We start from the raw sequence: 14,810 nt of genomic DNA, 5'->3' as shown, positions 1-14,810 counted from the left end.
AGCATGATTCTTCAAACTGTGGCGTCGCCGCATGCACGGGCCGGCGAATCGGTCAGCGTCGTGATGCTCAAGGTTGTCGCGACCTTGGTGCCGGCCACCGTCTATGGGTTCTGGCTCTTCGGCTCGCCCGCCTTCTGGCTTTGGTTGATCACGATCGCATCGGCTTTGGCCGGTGAGGCGGTGTGCCTGCGTTGGGCGGGGCGCGATCCCGTGCCTTTGCTCAAGGACGGGTCCGCGCTGCTGACCGGTTGGCTGCTCGCGCTTTCGCTCCCGCCCTGGGCACCGTGGTGGATCGGCGTTGTCGGCGGGCTCTTTGCGACAACGCTCGGCAAACAGGTCTTCGGCGGGCTGGGCAACAACCTGTTCAACCCAGCGATGATTGCGCGGATCGCGCTGCTGGTTTCCTTCCCGGTACAGATGACCTACTGGGTCGTACCGGCGGGAGCGCCCGGCCTGCTCGATGGGCTGCTCATCACGCTCGGCCATATCCCGGTTCCCGACGCCATGAGCAGCGCCACGCTGCTGGGCCATGCGAAGACTGACCTCGCACGCGGCGTTGATTTGCTGCATACCGAGTTGCCGGGCCATGCCTTCAACTGGGTCGGCGCCCGTGTTGGCAGCCTTGGCGAGACCTCGACCTGGCTGATCGCAGCCGGTGGGGTGGCGTTGCTCACGATGCGCATCATCACCTGGCATGTCCCGGTGGCGATGCTCGCCGCAATCGCGGTTCCGGCTGCGATCGGGCATGCGGTCGACCCGGCGCGCTACATCGACTGGACCACGCATCTGATGTCTGGCGGCGCGATGCTCGGCGCCTTCTTCATCGCGACTGACTACGTCACCTCGCCAAGCACCCGGGCCGGGCAGGTGGTCTTCGGTCTGGGCTGCGGTTTGCTGACCTGGGTGATCCGTACCTACGGCGGCTATCCGGAAGGGGTTGCGTTTGCGGTGCTGCTCATGAATGCGCTGACACCGGCGATCGACCGCCTCATCAAGCCCCGGGTCTACGGCCGCACGTTCACCGGAAAACCGGCGTCCGTGCAGAAAGGAAAATCGAAATGAACGTCGCCGCGCTGCGAGAAGGCATCAGTTATCAGGGCGTGTTGCTGGCGCTATTCAGCACGCTGACTGCGGCGGCGCTGGTGGTGGCCAACGGTTTCACCGCGCCCGCGATCCACATCGCCGAAGAGCAGGACCTGGAGGCTTCGCTCCGGCAAGTGCTGCCCGCTGGCTTCAGCGACAACAACCTTCTGACCGATGTTGTTGTGGTGAAGGACAGCGCAGGCCTCGACGTTGAGGTGCACAAGGCGAGCAAGGGGGGTGTTCAGCAGGGGGCTGTGTTCAAGACCAGCACGATCGGCTACGCCGGGCCGATCGTGATCCTCGTCGGCCTTTCGCGCGATGGCGCCGTGCAGGGTGTGCGCGTGCTGCGCCATGCCGAAACGCCGGGCCTGGGCGACAAGATCGAAGTTGCAAAGTCCGATTGGGTGCACGCCTTCGAAGGCAAGGCGCTGACGACCGCGCGCTGGCTGGTGAAGAAGGACGGCGGTGACTTCGACCAGTTTGCCGGCGCCACGATCACCCCGCGCGGCGTTGTGAAGGCGGTGAAGGAAGCGTTGGAATTTCACCAGGCCAACCACGCGGCCATCTACGCCGAACACTGAGACGAGGCTCCCATGAAAACCAAAGACATCATTCGTAACGGGCTCTGGGATCAGAACGTGGTACTCGCTCAGATCCTCGGCATGTGCCCGACGATGGCGCTGACTTCGACCGCCACGAACGGGCTCGGCATGGGGCTCGCAACCACCGCGGTGTTGGTGGTGAGCAACATGGCCGTGTCTTCCGTGCGTGGTGTGGTGACCGAGCAGGTCCGCATCCCTGTGTTCATCGCGATCATCGCGACCATCGTCACGCTGGTGGATCTCGGCCTCAACGCCTGGATGCACGACCTCTACAAGGTGTTGGGCCTCTACATCGCGCTCATCGTCGCCAACTGCGCAATCCTTGGGCGTGCGGAAGCCTTTGCGTGCAAGAACGGCGTCCTCGCGTCGGGTGCAGATGGACTCTTCATGGGACTGGGCTTCACCGCGGCGCTGACTTCGATCGGCGTTGTGCGCGAAATCATCGGTAGTGGCACGCTGTTCTCGCAGGCCAGCCTGCTCCTCGGACCGCACTTCGCCTTCCTCGAAACGCGGGTGCTGCCGGGTTACGGCGGCACGCTGATGATGATTCTGCCGCCGGGCGGCTTCCTCACGCTGGGGTTGTTGCTGGCGGTTCGCAAACGGATCGAAATGCGGCGCGACGCCAGCAAGGCATGCGGTGTGGCGACTCAACCCAGTCATTGTGCGGCTTAACCGGGAGGCAACATGAAAGTATCCATCGCTTACGCAGAGCCGGGTCGGCAGGCTTGGCTCAACATCGAAGTGGAAGAGGGCACGCGGGTACGGGACGCGATTGAGGAGTCCGGCATCTACGCCCAGTTCCCGCACATCGACCTCGCGAGCCAGCGGGTCGGCATCTTCGGCAAGGCCGTCAAGCTCGATGCACCGCTTCGGGCGGGCGACAGGGTCGAGATCTACCGCGCGATCCAGTGCGATCCAATGTCGGTGCCGCGCCGGCCTGGCTTTGAACTGGACAGCGACGACGCCTGAAGCCGCACCTGCGGTTACGGCGGCCCTTCACCTCCCGAAACAATTCGGGGTCGGATTTTCGCCGCATGCCGAATACCATGCCCGGTCCAGGAAACAGTGGATCGGGCAGAGATGGACAGAAGGGCATTCCTCTGGGCGGGCAGTGTCGCGCTCGCCGCGTTCGCGTCTGAGGCCAGCGCGAAGAAGAAGTCACATCAAAAGAAGCCGCATCATCGCAATCGCCACAGCCCTTTTGAGGACATCGAGGCGAAGGTCGGCGGCCGTCTTGGGGTGTGCTGCATCGATACCGAAAGTGGCCGTATCACCGGCTACCGGGAAGGCGAACGCTTCCCGATGTGTAGCACCTTCAAATGGCTCGCCGCCGCTGCGCTGCTCGGGCGTGTCGACGCCGGACAGGAGCAGCTGGATCGGCGCATCGTCATCGCAAAGAGCGATCTGCTCGAATGGGCGCCGGTGACGAAGCAGCATGTCGGTGGTGAAGGGCTGAGCCTGGGCGAGTTGTGTGAAGCCGCAATCACCGAAAGCGACAACACCGCTGCCAATCTGATCCTGCGACAGATCGGCGGCATTCCGCAGTGGAACGCTTACGTGCGCGGCATCGGTGACACGCTGACGCGGCTTGATCGCGGCGAACCGGAGCTCAACGAAGCGCTGCCGGACGACGTGCGCGATACGACGACGCCCGCGGCGATGGCGGTCGACCTGCGCCGGCTGCTCCTTGAAGACAAATTGAGTGCGGGCTCCAAGGCCCAACTCACGCAATGGATGCTCGCCACCAAGACCAGCGACCAGCGCTTGCGAGCCGGCCTCAAGGCCGGCTGGCGACTCGCCGACAAGACCGGCACGGGCAACGCATCGACGGGCACAGCAAACGACGTCGGCGTCTACTGGACGCCCGAAGGCAAGCCGATTGTCGTGACGGTCTACCTCACTCAGGCCAAGGTTGACCGCGCCAAGCAAGAGGCGGTCATCGCTGAAGTTGGCCGTTGGGCGCGCGAACCTGGCACAACGCCTTCGGTTTGAGCTGTGGGGCGGGTGTGTAGCGCCGCACCTGAAAGCCGTCGTTGAAAAGGGGTGAGACGCCCCGTTCTTGGGCATCCGCAACCGCTGCGGTGCGAGCCGAGTCCGCTGGCCCGAGCGCACCTGTTGGCCCAGCTCAGGCAAGCCGCATCGCTCCGTGGCGCTCGCCGATACGGCGCATTACTTGCTTTCGTTAAAGTATTGATCGGCGCCAGCCACAAGTTGGCGCTGGAAGCGTTGCGGGGACGGATCTTTCCCCGGGTTGAGAGCAAGGAAGCAGCATGTTTGAACAGAATGGCAATGCCCGGCGCCTGTCCGCGGGCCTGCTCGAATCAGCGGCGCCGGCCACCGTTGGCCGTGTCGGTGCAAGTGCGGCCGCGAATGTGGCCTACCGTGCAGGCACTGACGAGTCTTCGGCCGTTTTGCAGGACGCCTCACACATTCACCGGTACGCACCGTCGGCGTGGATGTTGGTGCCGCGAAACAAGGCCTACGTCGAGACCTGCACCTTCTATTCCCAGCGTGAGGCACTGGCCCACGCTGAAGACTTCGATTGCGAGCTGGTGCCACTCTTTGAGCAGCCTGAGACACCTGTGCCGCTTCATCGGGTGATTGCGGTGCTGCGCGATTGTGTGGACGCCCTCGTACCCTTGACGGGGTCCGATTCCGACGAACTGCGCACACGGCGTGAAGCCGCGTACCGCGCGGCTGCCGCACTGCTACAGGAGGTGGATCATGGGTAGGCTAGCGCCCGTTGCATGGGTATGGACCGGCCCCGGCCGGCATGTCCAGCTTGAAAGGCCTGTGGGTACCCGGCATCCGGCTTGGAAACCGCTTTACGAGGAAGCGCACTTTGAAGCGGAGCAGGTGGCGCTGCGCGAGTTGAGCGAGACGGTCGAGGCGCTTGAGAGCATCTCGGCAAGTGACGATCTGAGTGCCGCAGAGCTGCAACGCGCGGTGCTGACGATGAAGGGCGCCCTGGCAGCACTCGGCGTTCATCGCTGAGCTTGGGTTGTCGATGTGGCGCGGGTGTCGCGCTACTTCCTGGTGATCAGGCTGCGCAACCACTCCCTCTGGTAGTGCGCGCGCCGCGTACTCAGAATCTGCATGCGGATCTTGTCGCGCACCTTTGCCAGCGGCACACGCCCAGCGGGGCGGATGTGATCGCAACACAGGATGTGGAAACCCATCGGCGACTCGAGTACGCCGGATAACTCGCCTGTCGCCATCGAGAACAGCGCTGCATCGAGCGCCGGAAACAGCTGGCCGCGCGTGACCGGGCCGAGCAGACCGCCTTGCATCGCCGTCGGACACTCCGAATGGCGCAGGGCTTGTTTCGCAAATTGCTCCGGGTCGCGCGCGCACTGAGCCCGTATCTGGTCGATGCGCGCACGCGCCGCGACCCGGCCGCTGCCGGCAAGGTCGTCGTTGATCGTGATGAGGATGTGCCTGACCGTGCGACGCTCGGGCGTGTGGAAACGATCGGCGTGCAGGCGGTAGAAGATCTCGACGTCTTGCTTGCTGACGGGCGGAACGTTGGCGGATACCGCGTCGAGCACCGCATCGACGGTCATGTCGCGCGTCAGCTCTTCGCGCAGCGCTGCTTGCGTGAGCCCTTGCTTTGCAAGTGTGCAGACGAAGTCCGCTTCGCTCTCAAAACGCGACATGACCTCAGTGACGCCAGCGTCCACCATATCGCTGCTGACCGCTACACGGCGGGCTTCTTCGCTCATCAGCACACGCTGCTCGATCGCCAGTTGGCGCGCCACCACTTCGTCGACGCGTGCGCGTTGCGCGTCGGACAGCGCGTCGGGCGCTTGCTGGAACAAGGCCTGCGCATGCTTGATCGTGAGGTAGCGCGACGGGGCATGTGCAACAGCTTGGCTTGTGGTGGCGTCAGGCATCACTCGTCTCCTGAATCGCTGGTGTGACCGGGCCAAGGGCGCGTTCGCGCACCTGGAGCGTGCGGCCAGGGAACACCGGAAAATGGACGTGGTAGGCGATGTCGTCGGCGACATCGCGAATCACCTTGAGCACTTCGCCCACCGCGCCAACGGGCACCCGTACCTTGCCGTTGATCGAGAGTGCTTTCAGGTTGCGCACCCGTTCCCGCGTCTCGAACTGAGATTCCGCCCAAGGGGCGTCAGCGGGAAGCAGTTCTTCCTCGCGGCAGCCGACAATCCGTTTGGCATCCAGAAAATGGACCGAGTAGATGATCTGATCCATCAGGAAGGTGCCGATGTCGACCACATGCCCGAGGCTGCCTCGGCGCACGAGCAGATCGCCGCGGGTGGCGCCGGGAAAGGTGCCGTCGTCGCGCACGTTGCGCACGACTCGCACCACATCGCCAAGTTCGAACTGCGGGTTCATCGCGGGGCCCGCCCGATGTCGCTGAGCTGCACGGTGGAGATGCCACGGGCGCGCTTGAAGACGCGGAACACGCCTTGCGTGATCGCGTCCGAATTCAGGTAGTCGTCGTAGGCGCGCGCGAGGCGCTCGTGCCACTGTTCGTAGACCGGCGGCTCGTCGGCGCTGCGCAGGTAGTCGTGGAAGCGCTGCAGGATGTGCAGCCGGTTGATTTGCACCACCGAACGTTCGTACGGGATACCGAAGTAGGCGAGGAAGTCCTCGATCGTTTCGAGTTCGGCAAGGTCGTCGGCCAGCGTGGGGGAGGGGGCGTGCATGGTGTCCTCGCGTTCGTTCAGCAGGGCAGTGGTTCTGGGGTGACACCGTCGAACAGGCGCATCAGATCGTCGTCGTTGGGGGCGCGCTTGGTTGTGACAACGAACTGCCGTACCCGGCCAAGCAGGGCGTCGGCTTCCATGTCGCCAACCGGGTGGCCCAGGCGGGCGAAGACGGACTTCACCGCGCCCTTGCCGGAATGCTTGCCGAGCACGACGCGGTGCGAGCGGCCGACCAATGCGGGGTCGAAACCCTGATAGTTGCTCGGATCCTTCAGAAGGCCGTCGACATGGATGCCGGCTTCGTGGGTGAAGACGTTGGCGCCGGTCAGGCTCTTCTGCGCGGGAATCGGTCGCCCCGATGCGGCGGCGACGCGCTCCGCGAGCACCGGAAATGCGGTCAGATCGATGCCGGTCGATATGCCGTAACACTGACCGAGGCCGAGCACGACTTCCTCCAGCGCAGCGTTGCCGGCGCGCTCGCCCAGGCCGTTCACAGTGGTGTTCACATGCGTCGCGCCGGCGCGGGCAGCGGCCAGCGTGTTCGCGGTGGCCATGCCCAGGTCGTTGTGCGCATGCATCTCGATCTGCAGGCCGCAGTGGCGTTTGAGCGTGCGAATCGCCCGCCGTACGCCGAAGGGCTCCATGACGCCGAGCGTGTCCGCGAAGCGGAGCCGGATGGCACCGGCAGCCTCGGCGACCTGGGCGATGCGAACGAGAAAACCAAGGTCGGCGCGCGACGCGTCTTCAAGCCCGATCGAAACGCCCAAGCCGAAGCCACGCGCGAGTGGCACCAGACGAGCGATCTCGCCGAGCAACCATTCACGCGACCGGCCGAGTTTGCGGGCCAGGTGTTGGTCGGAGGCCGGAGCGGAGATGTCGATCAGATGTGCGCCAAGCCCTTCGCAGGCGCGCACGTCCGACTCCGTGAGCCGCGCCCACACCATCAGGCGTGCGTGCAGGCCAAGGGCCGCGATCGCGCGGATGCTGGCACGCTCGTGCTCGCCCATCGCCGGGATGCCGACTTCCATTTCCGGCACGCCGAGGGCGTCGAGCCTGCGGGCTACATCCAGCTTCTCGGCGCGACTGAATGCAACCCCCGCGGTCTGCTCGCCGTCGCGCAGGGTTGTGTCATTAACGGTGACGAATGCGGGCATTGCGGTCTCCGTTGCGTTGCGCCAATCAGGCGTAGGCGGGTTGGAACAGCTTGTCCGGGTCTTCGACTGGACCGCTCTCGTTCCAGTAGGGCGAGATCTTGCGCAACTGCGCAATGATTGGCGGCACTGCCTCGATGACGCGTTCGATCTCGTCAAGCGTGTTGTAGCGCGACAGCGAGAAGCGGATGCTGCCGTGCGCCGCGGTGTAGGGAATGCCCATCGCACGCATCACATGCGAGGGTTCGAGCGAGCCCGAAGTACAGGCCGATCCGCTGGAGGCCGCGATACCCAACTTGTTCAACAACAGCAGGATGCCTTCGCCTTCGACGAACTCGAACGCGATGTTGCTGGTGTTCGGTAGCCGGCAGTGCAGATCGCCATTCGGGAAGGCGCGTGGCACGCGCGCGAGAATGCCTTTCTCAAGCTTGTCGCGCAGGAAGCGGACGTCCGTGTTCTCGGTCTCCATGTGTTGCATGGCGAGTTCGGCCGCCTTGCCCAGCGCGATGATGCCCGGTGCGTTTTCGGTGCCAGGGCGGCGGCTGCGTTCCTGCTGGCCGCCGTGCAAGAGCGCGCGGAAGCGCGTGCCGCGGCGCAGGTAGAGCACGCCGATGCCCTTGGGCGCATGCAGCTTGTGGCCCGAGAGCGAGAGCATGTCGATCTTGGTGCGCTTCAGGTCGATCGGCAGCTTGCCCACCGCCTGAACGGCATCGGTGTGGAACTGGATGCCGCGTGCGTGGGCGTACTCGGCCATCTCTTCGACCTGGAAGATCGTGCCGGTTTCGTTGTTGGCCCACATCACCGAAACGATTGCGACGCGGTCGGTCAGCAGTTCGCGGTAGGCGTCCATGTCGAGCCGGCCGCGGCCATCCACCCGCAGCTTGTGCACCACGTAACCCTCTTTCTCAAGCCGGTCGCAGAAAGCGAGCACGGCGGGGTGTTCGACCACGGTGGTGATGATCTGGTTGCGATCGGGCTGGGCCTTGAGCGCGGAGAGAATCGCGGTGTTGTCCGACTCGGTGCCGCCGGAGGTGAAGATGATCTCCGAGTCGTGCTCGGCGCCGAGCAGGGCCTGGATCTGCGCGCGTGCCTTCTTGATCGCCACACCCACCTGATTGCCGAAGCTGTGGATGGATGAGGCGTTGCCGAACTGCTCGGTAAAGAAGGGCAGCATGGCTTCAACGACGGCCGGGTCGCAGGGCGTGGTGGCGTTGTTGTCGAGATAGATCGGTTTCATGGTCGGGCGCTCCGTTGGGGGTCGGACGTTCTTTGCGGCGCGTTCAGCGCGCCATTTCGAGTTGGCTTGCGGGCAGCAGGCGCACGTATTCGCCCAGTTCTTCGAACAGCTTTTGCTGGATCGCCCCAAGCGTGGCGGCTTCGAGCGCGCAGCCCATGCAGGCGCCTTTGAGGTTCACGTAGATGTTCTTGCCGACGATGTCGACGATCTCGATGTCGCCATGATCGTTCTGCAGCATCGGGCGCACCGATTCGATGATTTCTTCGATCTTGCGCATGCGCTGGAGGTTGGTCATGCGCGGTTTCTCGGCAGCAACGGTGTCGATCGGTGCCGGGGCGGCGGCCGCTGGAGCTGCCTCGATTGCGCCGGCTTCGCAACGAGCCGCGACGATCGAGATCAGCACGTCCTCGATCTTCTCGTGGCAGGACGCACAGGCCCCGCCAGCCTTGGTGAAGTGGGTTACCTGTTCGAGTGTCGTGAGCCCGTTCTCGCGGACCACCCGTTCGATCAGCGCCGAATCGATCGCGTAGCACTTGCAGATCAACTCGCCTTCTTCGTGGTCGTCCTTCCATGCCTCGCCGCGGTAGTTCGCAATCGCGGCTTGCAGCGCTTCGCGGCCCATCACCGAGCAGTGCATCTTTTCCGGTGGCAGACCATCGAGAAAGGCGGCGATGTCCTGGTTGCTGACCTTGAGTGCTTCGTCCAGGGTTTTGCCCTTGACGATCTCCGTGAGCGCCGAGCTCGACGCAATCGCCGAGCCGCAGCCGAAGGTCTGGAAGCGCGCATCGCGGATGATCTCGGTTTCCGGGTCGACATCCAGCATCAGGCGAAGTGCGTCACCGCACTGGATGGAGCCGACATCACCAACCGCATTCGCTTGGTCCAGCGGGCCGGCGTTGCGTGGGTTGAAGAAGTGTTCCTTGACCTTTTCGGTGTAGTCCCACATGGCAGGCTCCTTGACGACTTTGAGGGCGCACCGTGCTGAACGGTGCTTGCAAGGTGCTACTGCAAAGCGTGTGCCAAGTGAGCTCGTCGGTCGCAAAGGCCTGTGCGGAAAGGGCTTGGGCGGGCGAGCGTGGCGCGATTGTCGGACTTGCGACAAGGCGCTGTGGGGAAGGCGCCGTAGCGGCGTGATCGGCGGCCGGGCCGCGGATGAAGCGCCACCGGCCGCAATCAATGCGGCCGGTGCGGGTGAGGCGGGGCGGGCGTCAGGCTGCCAGCGGCATCGCGCTGTGTGTGAAACAAGCCTTGGGGCAAACGCGGCTGCATGCGCCGCAGCCGGTGCAGTCCATCGGGTCGGCGAGCGACATCACGGACGAGATGCTCTCGCTGTCGTCGTCATCGTCGTCTTCGGGCAGATCGTCTTCGCTCCGATCGATCAGTTCCAGCACGTCACGCGTGCAGACCTTGTAGCAGCGGCCGCAGCCGATGCACTTCTTGGCATCGAGCGCGACAGCAAATTCAGGCGTCCATGGGGTGCCGCCGCGGGTGATACCGGTAATGTCAGACATGGTGTTGCTCCTGTGATGGTGAAATGGGGGGTGACTCACAAGGGGTGTTCTGTACGTGCCGCGCGCAACCGGGCCTCCGCTTCGGCCCAGGCCTGGCACGCGTCGTAGGTGGATTGCGAGATGCCGGGAATCTCGTGGAACGCGGCGGGAAGTCGATCCTCGACCAGGTCATGCAGCTGGCCTGCCCATTCGGATGCGATGCGCCGCAAGCGGCGGACGTCCTTTTCCAGCGATTCGAGTGTCGGGCTGTCCATGGCAGCGCTCACAGGCCGGCCACGTCCGGGTGGCGGCCGACGAGTTCGATCGCCACGGCGAGCTGCTTGTCCGCTTCCGTCTTCATCTTCGAGAAGGAATCGAAGCCGAAGCGATGCACATCGCGCAGGCTGCGATCCAGTGCAACGAGCTTGCCCACGGTGATGATCACGCGGCCGAAGCCTTCGTGCGACAGATGCACCAGCGGCACGGCCATGTTTCCGCATTCCTTTTCGATCAGCACCGCGATGGCGTTGTAGAAGGCACGCACTCGAGCGAGCGTGACTTCATCCGGATCGCCCAGCAGCGGAATCGCCGCACGGGCTTCCTTGGTCAGCACGAAGGGTGCAAGCAGCTGCTCAACGCTCTTGCCGTCGTGCACGCCATAGCTGTCCAGCGCACGCATCTGGCGCAGCATTTCGCGCATGAAGTCGGTTTCGAAGATCGGGTCGGGCACGGTGGTAGTGGTCGTCATGATTCGGAGCTCCGCTTGTCCGAAGGGGGGAGGGGACTGCAACTGTGTATGGCGGGCTGGTTCCAGTCGTCGCCCAGGCGTGCGGTCAGTACGCGCGCGGGGAGCAGGCCGGCGAACAAGCCAGTCAGGGCGCCTGCGAGGGCGGTCAGGTTGCCGTGGCCGAGGATCTGCCCGAGTACGGCGCCGACCACGCAGCCCACCGCTGGCACCAGGTAGGCAAGGGCGGCAGTCATCAGCAGGCGATGATCTTCAAGCGCGAGCGAAACCTCGGCGCCGAGCACGACGCCAGGGGCGAGCGGCAGCGCGAATACGCGATCTGCGGATTCGCCCTGGCAGGCTTTGCGCGCACCGCATGCGCTGCAGGCTGCAGCGGGCTGCACGGCGACGTCCATATGCCCGGGGTGGATCGCGATGACGCGTGCAGTGCGTTCCATCATTCCTGCCAACCCTCGGCGGCCATGCGCTCGAAGCGCGAATCATCGGTGTCGCGATGAATGCGGCGGTCTATCCACTGCACGCCGCCCGCATTGATCGCGTCGCGGATGCTGTTGAGCAGCGGATCGATCGATGCAGCGTTCTCGAGCCGGATCGGCTGGATGTTGGCCGCCAGCAGCTGGCGCACTGCCGAGCCGCCGACTGCCAGGCAGTAGACCGCCGCGCAGCCCTCCAGCGCCCGGATCCGCTCGCCGAGCTTGTTCTCATTGCCGTCCATGTTTTCGGGCGGGAATTCCAGCACCCCCGCCAGCCGGGCACGCTCAGCGTCTACCGTGAAGATGACGAAGCCTTCGGCGGCGCCGAAATGCTGGTCGACATGAACGCGGTCGCGGCTGGCGAATGCCACCCGCAGCGTGCCCGGCTCGGGGTCAGTGGCGGACCACGCCAGCGCGACTTTGCGAAGGGAGAGGGTGGTCTTCGCGGTCGCGGGGTCCGCCTGACCAAAAAACGGATCGGTAGGCCGGAATGTCATGGTGTTGCTCCAGGACGAGGTTGGCGATGTCGAACAGGGCTTGCCGCGCTGCGCGGTAGCCCACCCAGGGGCGGGCAAAGCCGCCCAGCCGGTCGTATTGCGGGAAGCCTGCGCGTAGCAGCGGAATACCGAGTCGCCCGGCGCACGGTGCAAGGTGCGCGCTGCCAACCAGCAACTGGGCATGCTGGCTTTGCGCTCCCTGTTCAAGATCCTGCAGGTCGCCAATCTGGACGGTGGCACAGCGCAGGCGCACGAGGGATTCGGCGCGCACCGGGGCAACGGCTGTTACGACCTCACAGCCATTGCTGGTCATGAATTCCGTCATGCCCGCAAGCAGGTCGGGCTCCCCTGCAATGCCCACGCGGAGGAAGCCGGTCATGAAGTGACTGTCGACCATGGCATCCTGCAGTTGGGCACGTTGTCGCTCGATCCGTGCCGGGACCGTGATGCCGGATATCTCCGCCAGCGTTTGCGTGAAACGGTCGCAGGCGTCGAGCCCCATCAGGTGGTCGAATCGGTAGTCGGGCACTTCGGTGCGCAGATGCAATTCGTCGGCCGCGCGCTTGAGCGAATCGCCGATGACCAGCGTGGCGACGGAGTCGCCCATTGCGGCAATTTCTTCACGTGGCGTACCGCCGAGCGTCAGCGGTGAGTGCTCGGCTTCGATCAGGTGGCCGTCGAGTGAATCGCCAAGGTCCGGCAGCACCACGGCGCGCAGCCCGAACGCTTCGCACCAATCGCGGATCACCTCGATGTCGCCCGGCGTCAGCGCGGCCGATGCGAGCACGTTCACCTGACGGCGCCGGCGGCCCGCATGTCGGGTGTGCGGCACCAACGTCTGGATGATCGCCTCGACCGCCAGCGCGAAACCGCTCTCCAGACTACCGATGTAGTCGGGCGTGTTCACCGGCACGATGGCCACCTGTGCGTACTGCGGGTGGCTGGCGCGGAACTCGCGCACCAACCGGTGAATGTCGCTGCCCTGGGTTTCGGCGATGCCGGTCGTAGGCAGGCCGATCACATCCGGGCCGCTTTTCTCGCACAGCGTCTTGAGGCCTTCGATGACGTTCTCGTCGGCGCTCATCACCGTGGCGATCTGGTCCATCGCCGTGGTCTGCAGCGGAATGCTCTCGCGGAAGTGGCGCACCAGAAACACCTTGCCGAAGGCGGTGCAGCCCTGCGAGCCATGCATCATCGGAATCGCCCGCTGCAAGCCGAGGAAAGCGAGGCTCGCACCGAGCGTGGAGCTTGTCTTCAGCGGATCGACCGAGAGCGGCTTGCTGCGTTTGATCACTTCGGCCATGTCAGGCTCCCACCGGCGTGCCGGCCAGCTTGCTGCGCGCCCATGGCGCCGGGCGGCGAACCGCATCCCAGACCGGGCTTTCGATGCTGAGCGCCAGCTGGCGCGCGAGTTCGAGCATGCCGCGGTATCCGGCATAACCGAATTCGCGTTCCTGGTTGATGTCGAGGAAGGGGAGGCGCGCCTTCAGCGCGGTGTAGAGGTTGCGTCCGCCCGCGATGAGGATGTCGGCGCGCAGGTCCTTGTAGGCGGTGAGCAGCGCCTTGGGGCTGCCGTCGTCGATCATCACCGCGTCCTCGCCCATCAAGTCGCGAATGCGTGCCTTGTCTTCGGCGGTGGATTTCTTCGTGCCAGTGGCCACCACCTGCATCCCCAGGTCTTGCAAAGCAGAGACGATGGACCAGGACTTCACGCCGCCGGTGTAGAGCAGTACCCGTTTGCCTTGCAGGCGCGCGCGCCACGGGTCGAGTGCTGCGTTGATCCACGCCTCCTCGCGTGCGATCAGCGCCTCGGTACGCGCGTTCAGATCCGCGTCTCGCAGCAGGCCGGCAAAGGCGCGCAGCGCCTCCGAGGTGTCAGCGACACCGTAGAAGCTGCCCTCGAAGTACGGCACGCCCCAGCGCTTCTCGAGCTTGCGCGCCACGTTCAAGAGGGCTTTCGCGCACACCACCATGCTGGCTTCGGCACGATGCAGCGTCTGCACCTCGCGGTAGCGGGCGTCGCCCGACAAGGTGCCGATGATGCGCAGCCCGAGTTCGTCGAACAGCGGCGCGACATTCCAGAACTCGCCGGCGATGTTGTATTCGCCGATCAGGCTCACGTCGTGTACCCGCTGGCCCGGCACCCACGCCACCGATACCGGCTCAGGTTCGCGCGTGCCGATTACATGATCGAGCATGGTCTCGCCGGCGATGCGGTTGCCGAGGTTCTTGCTGCCGTAGAAACCCGCCGCATCGACAGGCACCACCGGCACGCCCCAGCGCGCTTCTGCCGCTTTGCAGACCGCCGAGAGATCGTCACCGGTGAGCGCCGTGACGCAGGTGGCGTAGACAAAAACGGCCGCGGGCGCCTGCTCGTCGATCGCCTGCTTGATTGCGTGAAACAGTTTCTTCTCGCCGCGCCCCATGATCACGTCCTGCTCGCTGAGGTCGGTGGTCATGCCTGTGCGATAGAGCACCGGGCCGCTGGATCGTGTGCCGCGGTTGTCCCAGGAATTGCCCGCGCAGCCGATCGGCCCGTGCACGATGTGGGCGACGTCGGCAATCGGCAGCAGCGCGATCTGCGCGCCGTCGAAGCTGCAGCCACCGGCCGTTGCACCCGGCTTGGGGCGCGCGCAGCCGCTCTTCTCGCCGGCGTTGTGGGCGCAGGCGGGCTCATTCTGCAGGGCGGTGATCTCGGAAGCTTTCACGGTAGATGCCTGTCTGGATCGTGCAGCCTCACCTGCAAGCCCTGTGCCCGCGCCGCAAACGCCCGGCAGCACGCGGTTTGCGGCGCGTGCCACTGGTGACGAATGCGACAAATTGTCGGCATTTGTACAGTGCGCTCCGCCCAAACGACGG

The 14,810-nt window shown here is 64.9% G+C and carries 20 protein-coding genes; 7 read left to right on the top strand and 13 right to left on the bottom strand.

Features of this window, described 5'->3' with window-relative positions:
- Positions 1-3: 3 nt before the first annotated feature.
- From JY500_RS11815 to JY500_RS11785, 7 genes are all read left to right on the top strand, one after another.
- Positions 4-1,062: an RnfABCDGE type electron transport complex subunit D gene (locus tag JY500_RS11815; protein ID WP_246479596.1), complete on the top strand. Its 1,059-nt coding sequence runs from the start codon at positions 4-6 to the stop codon at positions 1,060-1,062.
- The gene (gene rsxG, locus JY500_RS11810) at positions 1,059-1,664 is read left to right on the top strand and encodes an electron transport complex subunit RsxG (RefSeq protein ID WP_206252554.1); all 606 of its coding nucleotides are present in this window, start codon (positions 1,059-1,061) and stop codon (positions 1,662-1,664) included. Before JY500_RS11815 ends, rsxG begins: the two co-directional genes overlap by 4 nt.
- 12 nt (positions 1,665-1,676) lie before the next feature.
- The gene (locus tag JY500_RS11805; protein ID WP_206252552.1) at positions 1,677-2,357 is read left to right on the top strand and encodes an electron transport complex subunit E; all 681 of its coding nucleotides are present in this window, start codon (positions 1,677-1,679) and stop codon (positions 2,355-2,357) included.
- A gap of 12 nt (positions 2,358-2,369) precedes the next feature.
- On the top strand, positions 2,370-2,654 hold the full coding sequence (locus JY500_RS11800) for an RnfH family protein (RefSeq protein ID WP_206252550.1): 285 nt from the start codon (positions 2,370-2,372) through the stop codon (positions 2,652-2,654).
- 111 nt (positions 2,655-2,765) lie between these two features.
- Positions 2,766-3,677 (top strand): class A beta-lactamase, encoded by a 912-nt coding sequence (bla, locus tag JY500_RS11795; protein ID WP_172202877.1) that lies wholly within the window; start codon positions 2,766-2,768, stop codon positions 3,675-3,677.
- A gap of 278 nt (positions 3,678-3,955) precedes the next feature.
- A complete protein-coding gene (locus JY500_RS11790) occupies positions 3,956-4,417 on the top strand; it encodes a hypothetical protein (RefSeq protein ID WP_206252548.1) in 462 nt (153 codons plus the stop codon).
- Positions 4,410-4,679 (top strand): hypothetical protein, encoded by a 270-nt coding sequence (locus JY500_RS11785; RefSeq protein ID WP_172202875.1) that lies wholly within the window; start codon positions 4,410-4,412, stop codon positions 4,677-4,679. Before JY500_RS11790 ends, JY500_RS11785 begins: the two co-directional genes overlap by 8 nt.
- 32 nt (positions 4,680-4,711) lie before the next feature.
- Here the strand turns inward: JY500_RS11785 and nifM are convergent, their stop codons facing one another.
- The 13 genes from nifM to nifE form a co-directional block, all read right to left on the bottom strand.
- Entirely contained in the window at positions 4,712-5,578 is an 867-nt protein-coding gene (gene nifM, locus JY500_RS11780; RefSeq protein WP_206252546.1) for a nitrogen fixation protein NifM, read from the bottom strand.
- Positions 5,571-6,044: a nitrogen fixation protein NifZ gene (locus tag JY500_RS11775; RefSeq protein ID WP_206252544.1), complete on the bottom strand. Its 474-nt coding sequence runs from the start codon at positions 6,042-6,044 to the stop codon at positions 5,571-5,573. The genes nifM and JY500_RS11775 overlap by 8 nt, the downstream gene beginning before the upstream one ends.
- Positions 6,041-6,358: a nitrogenase-stabilizing/protective protein NifW gene (gene nifW / locus JY500_RS11770; RefSeq protein ID WP_172202872.1), complete on the bottom strand. Its 318-nt coding sequence runs from the start codon at positions 6,356-6,358 to the stop codon at positions 6,041-6,043. The genes JY500_RS11775 and nifW overlap by 4 nt, the downstream gene beginning before the upstream one ends.
- A gap of 17 nt (positions 6,359-6,375) precedes the next feature.
- On the bottom strand, positions 6,376-7,512 hold the full coding sequence (nifV, locus tag JY500_RS11765; RefSeq protein WP_206252543.1) for a homocitrate synthase: 1,137 nt from the start codon (positions 7,510-7,512) through the stop codon (positions 6,376-6,378).
- Positions 7,513-7,537: 25 nt separating this feature from the next.
- The gene (nifS, locus tag JY500_RS11760) at positions 7,538-8,746 is read right to left on the bottom strand and encodes a cysteine desulfurase NifS (RefSeq protein ID WP_206252541.1); all 1,209 of its coding nucleotides are present in this window, start codon (positions 8,744-8,746) and stop codon (positions 7,538-7,540) included.
- Between the two features lie 43 nt (positions 8,747-8,789).
- Positions 8,790-9,692: a Fe-S cluster assembly protein NifU gene (nifU, locus tag JY500_RS11755; protein ID WP_206252539.1), complete on the bottom strand. Its 903-nt coding sequence runs from the start codon at positions 9,690-9,692 to the stop codon at positions 8,790-8,792.
- A gap of 262 nt (positions 9,693-9,954) precedes the next feature.
- Positions 9,955-10,257 (bottom strand): ferredoxin III, nif-specific, encoded by a 303-nt coding sequence (gene fdxB, locus JY500_RS11750; protein WP_172202868.1) that lies wholly within the window; start codon positions 10,255-10,257, stop codon positions 9,955-9,957.
- A gap of 35 nt (positions 10,258-10,292) precedes the next feature.
- On the bottom strand, positions 10,293-10,511 hold the full coding sequence (locus JY500_RS11745; protein ID WP_172202867.1) for a CCE_0567 family metalloprotein: 219 nt from the start codon (positions 10,509-10,511) through the stop codon (positions 10,293-10,295).
- A gap of 8 nt (positions 10,512-10,519) precedes the next feature.
- Positions 10,520-10,984 carry a NifX-associated nitrogen fixation protein gene (locus JY500_RS11740; protein ID WP_183632663.1) on the bottom strand — a complete coding sequence of 155 codons (465 nt, stop codon included), beginning with the start codon at positions 10,982-10,984 and terminating at the stop codon, positions 10,520-10,522.
- Positions 10,981-11,418, bottom strand: coding sequence for a SoxR reducing system RseC family protein (locus JY500_RS11735; protein ID WP_206252537.1), 438 nt, complete (start codon positions 11,416-11,418; stop codon positions 10,981-10,983). The genes JY500_RS11740 and JY500_RS11735 overlap by 4 nt, the downstream gene beginning before the upstream one ends.
- Positions 11,418-11,951, bottom strand: a complete 534-nt coding sequence (locus tag JY500_RS11730) for a NifB/NifX family molybdenum-iron cluster-binding protein (protein WP_242533087.1) — start codon at positions 11,949-11,951, stop codon at positions 11,418-11,420. The genes JY500_RS11735 and JY500_RS11730 overlap by 1 nt, the downstream gene beginning before the upstream one ends.
- Positions 11,848-13,254: a nitrogenase iron-molybdenum cofactor biosynthesis protein NifN gene (gene nifN, locus JY500_RS11725; protein WP_206252535.1), complete on the bottom strand. Its 1,407-nt coding sequence runs from the start codon at positions 13,252-13,254 to the stop codon at positions 11,848-11,850. The genes JY500_RS11730 and nifN overlap by 104 nt, the downstream gene beginning before the upstream one ends.
- A 1-nt stretch (position 13,255) precedes the next feature.
- Entirely contained in the window at positions 13,256-14,659 is a 1,404-nt protein-coding gene (gene nifE / locus JY500_RS11720) for a nitrogenase iron-molybdenum cofactor biosynthesis protein NifE (protein WP_206252533.1), read from the bottom strand.
- Between the last annotated feature and the right edge of the window lie 151 nt (positions 14,660-14,810).

The organism is Niveibacterium microcysteis, from assembly GCF_017161445.1.
GTDB classification, from domain to species: domain Bacteria; phylum Pseudomonadota; class Gammaproteobacteria; order Burkholderiales; family Rhodocyclaceae; genus Niveibacterium; species Niveibacterium microcysteis.
Note: the sequence above shows the minus strand (reverse complement) of the source record. Positions and strands in the feature narration are given on the sequence as shown.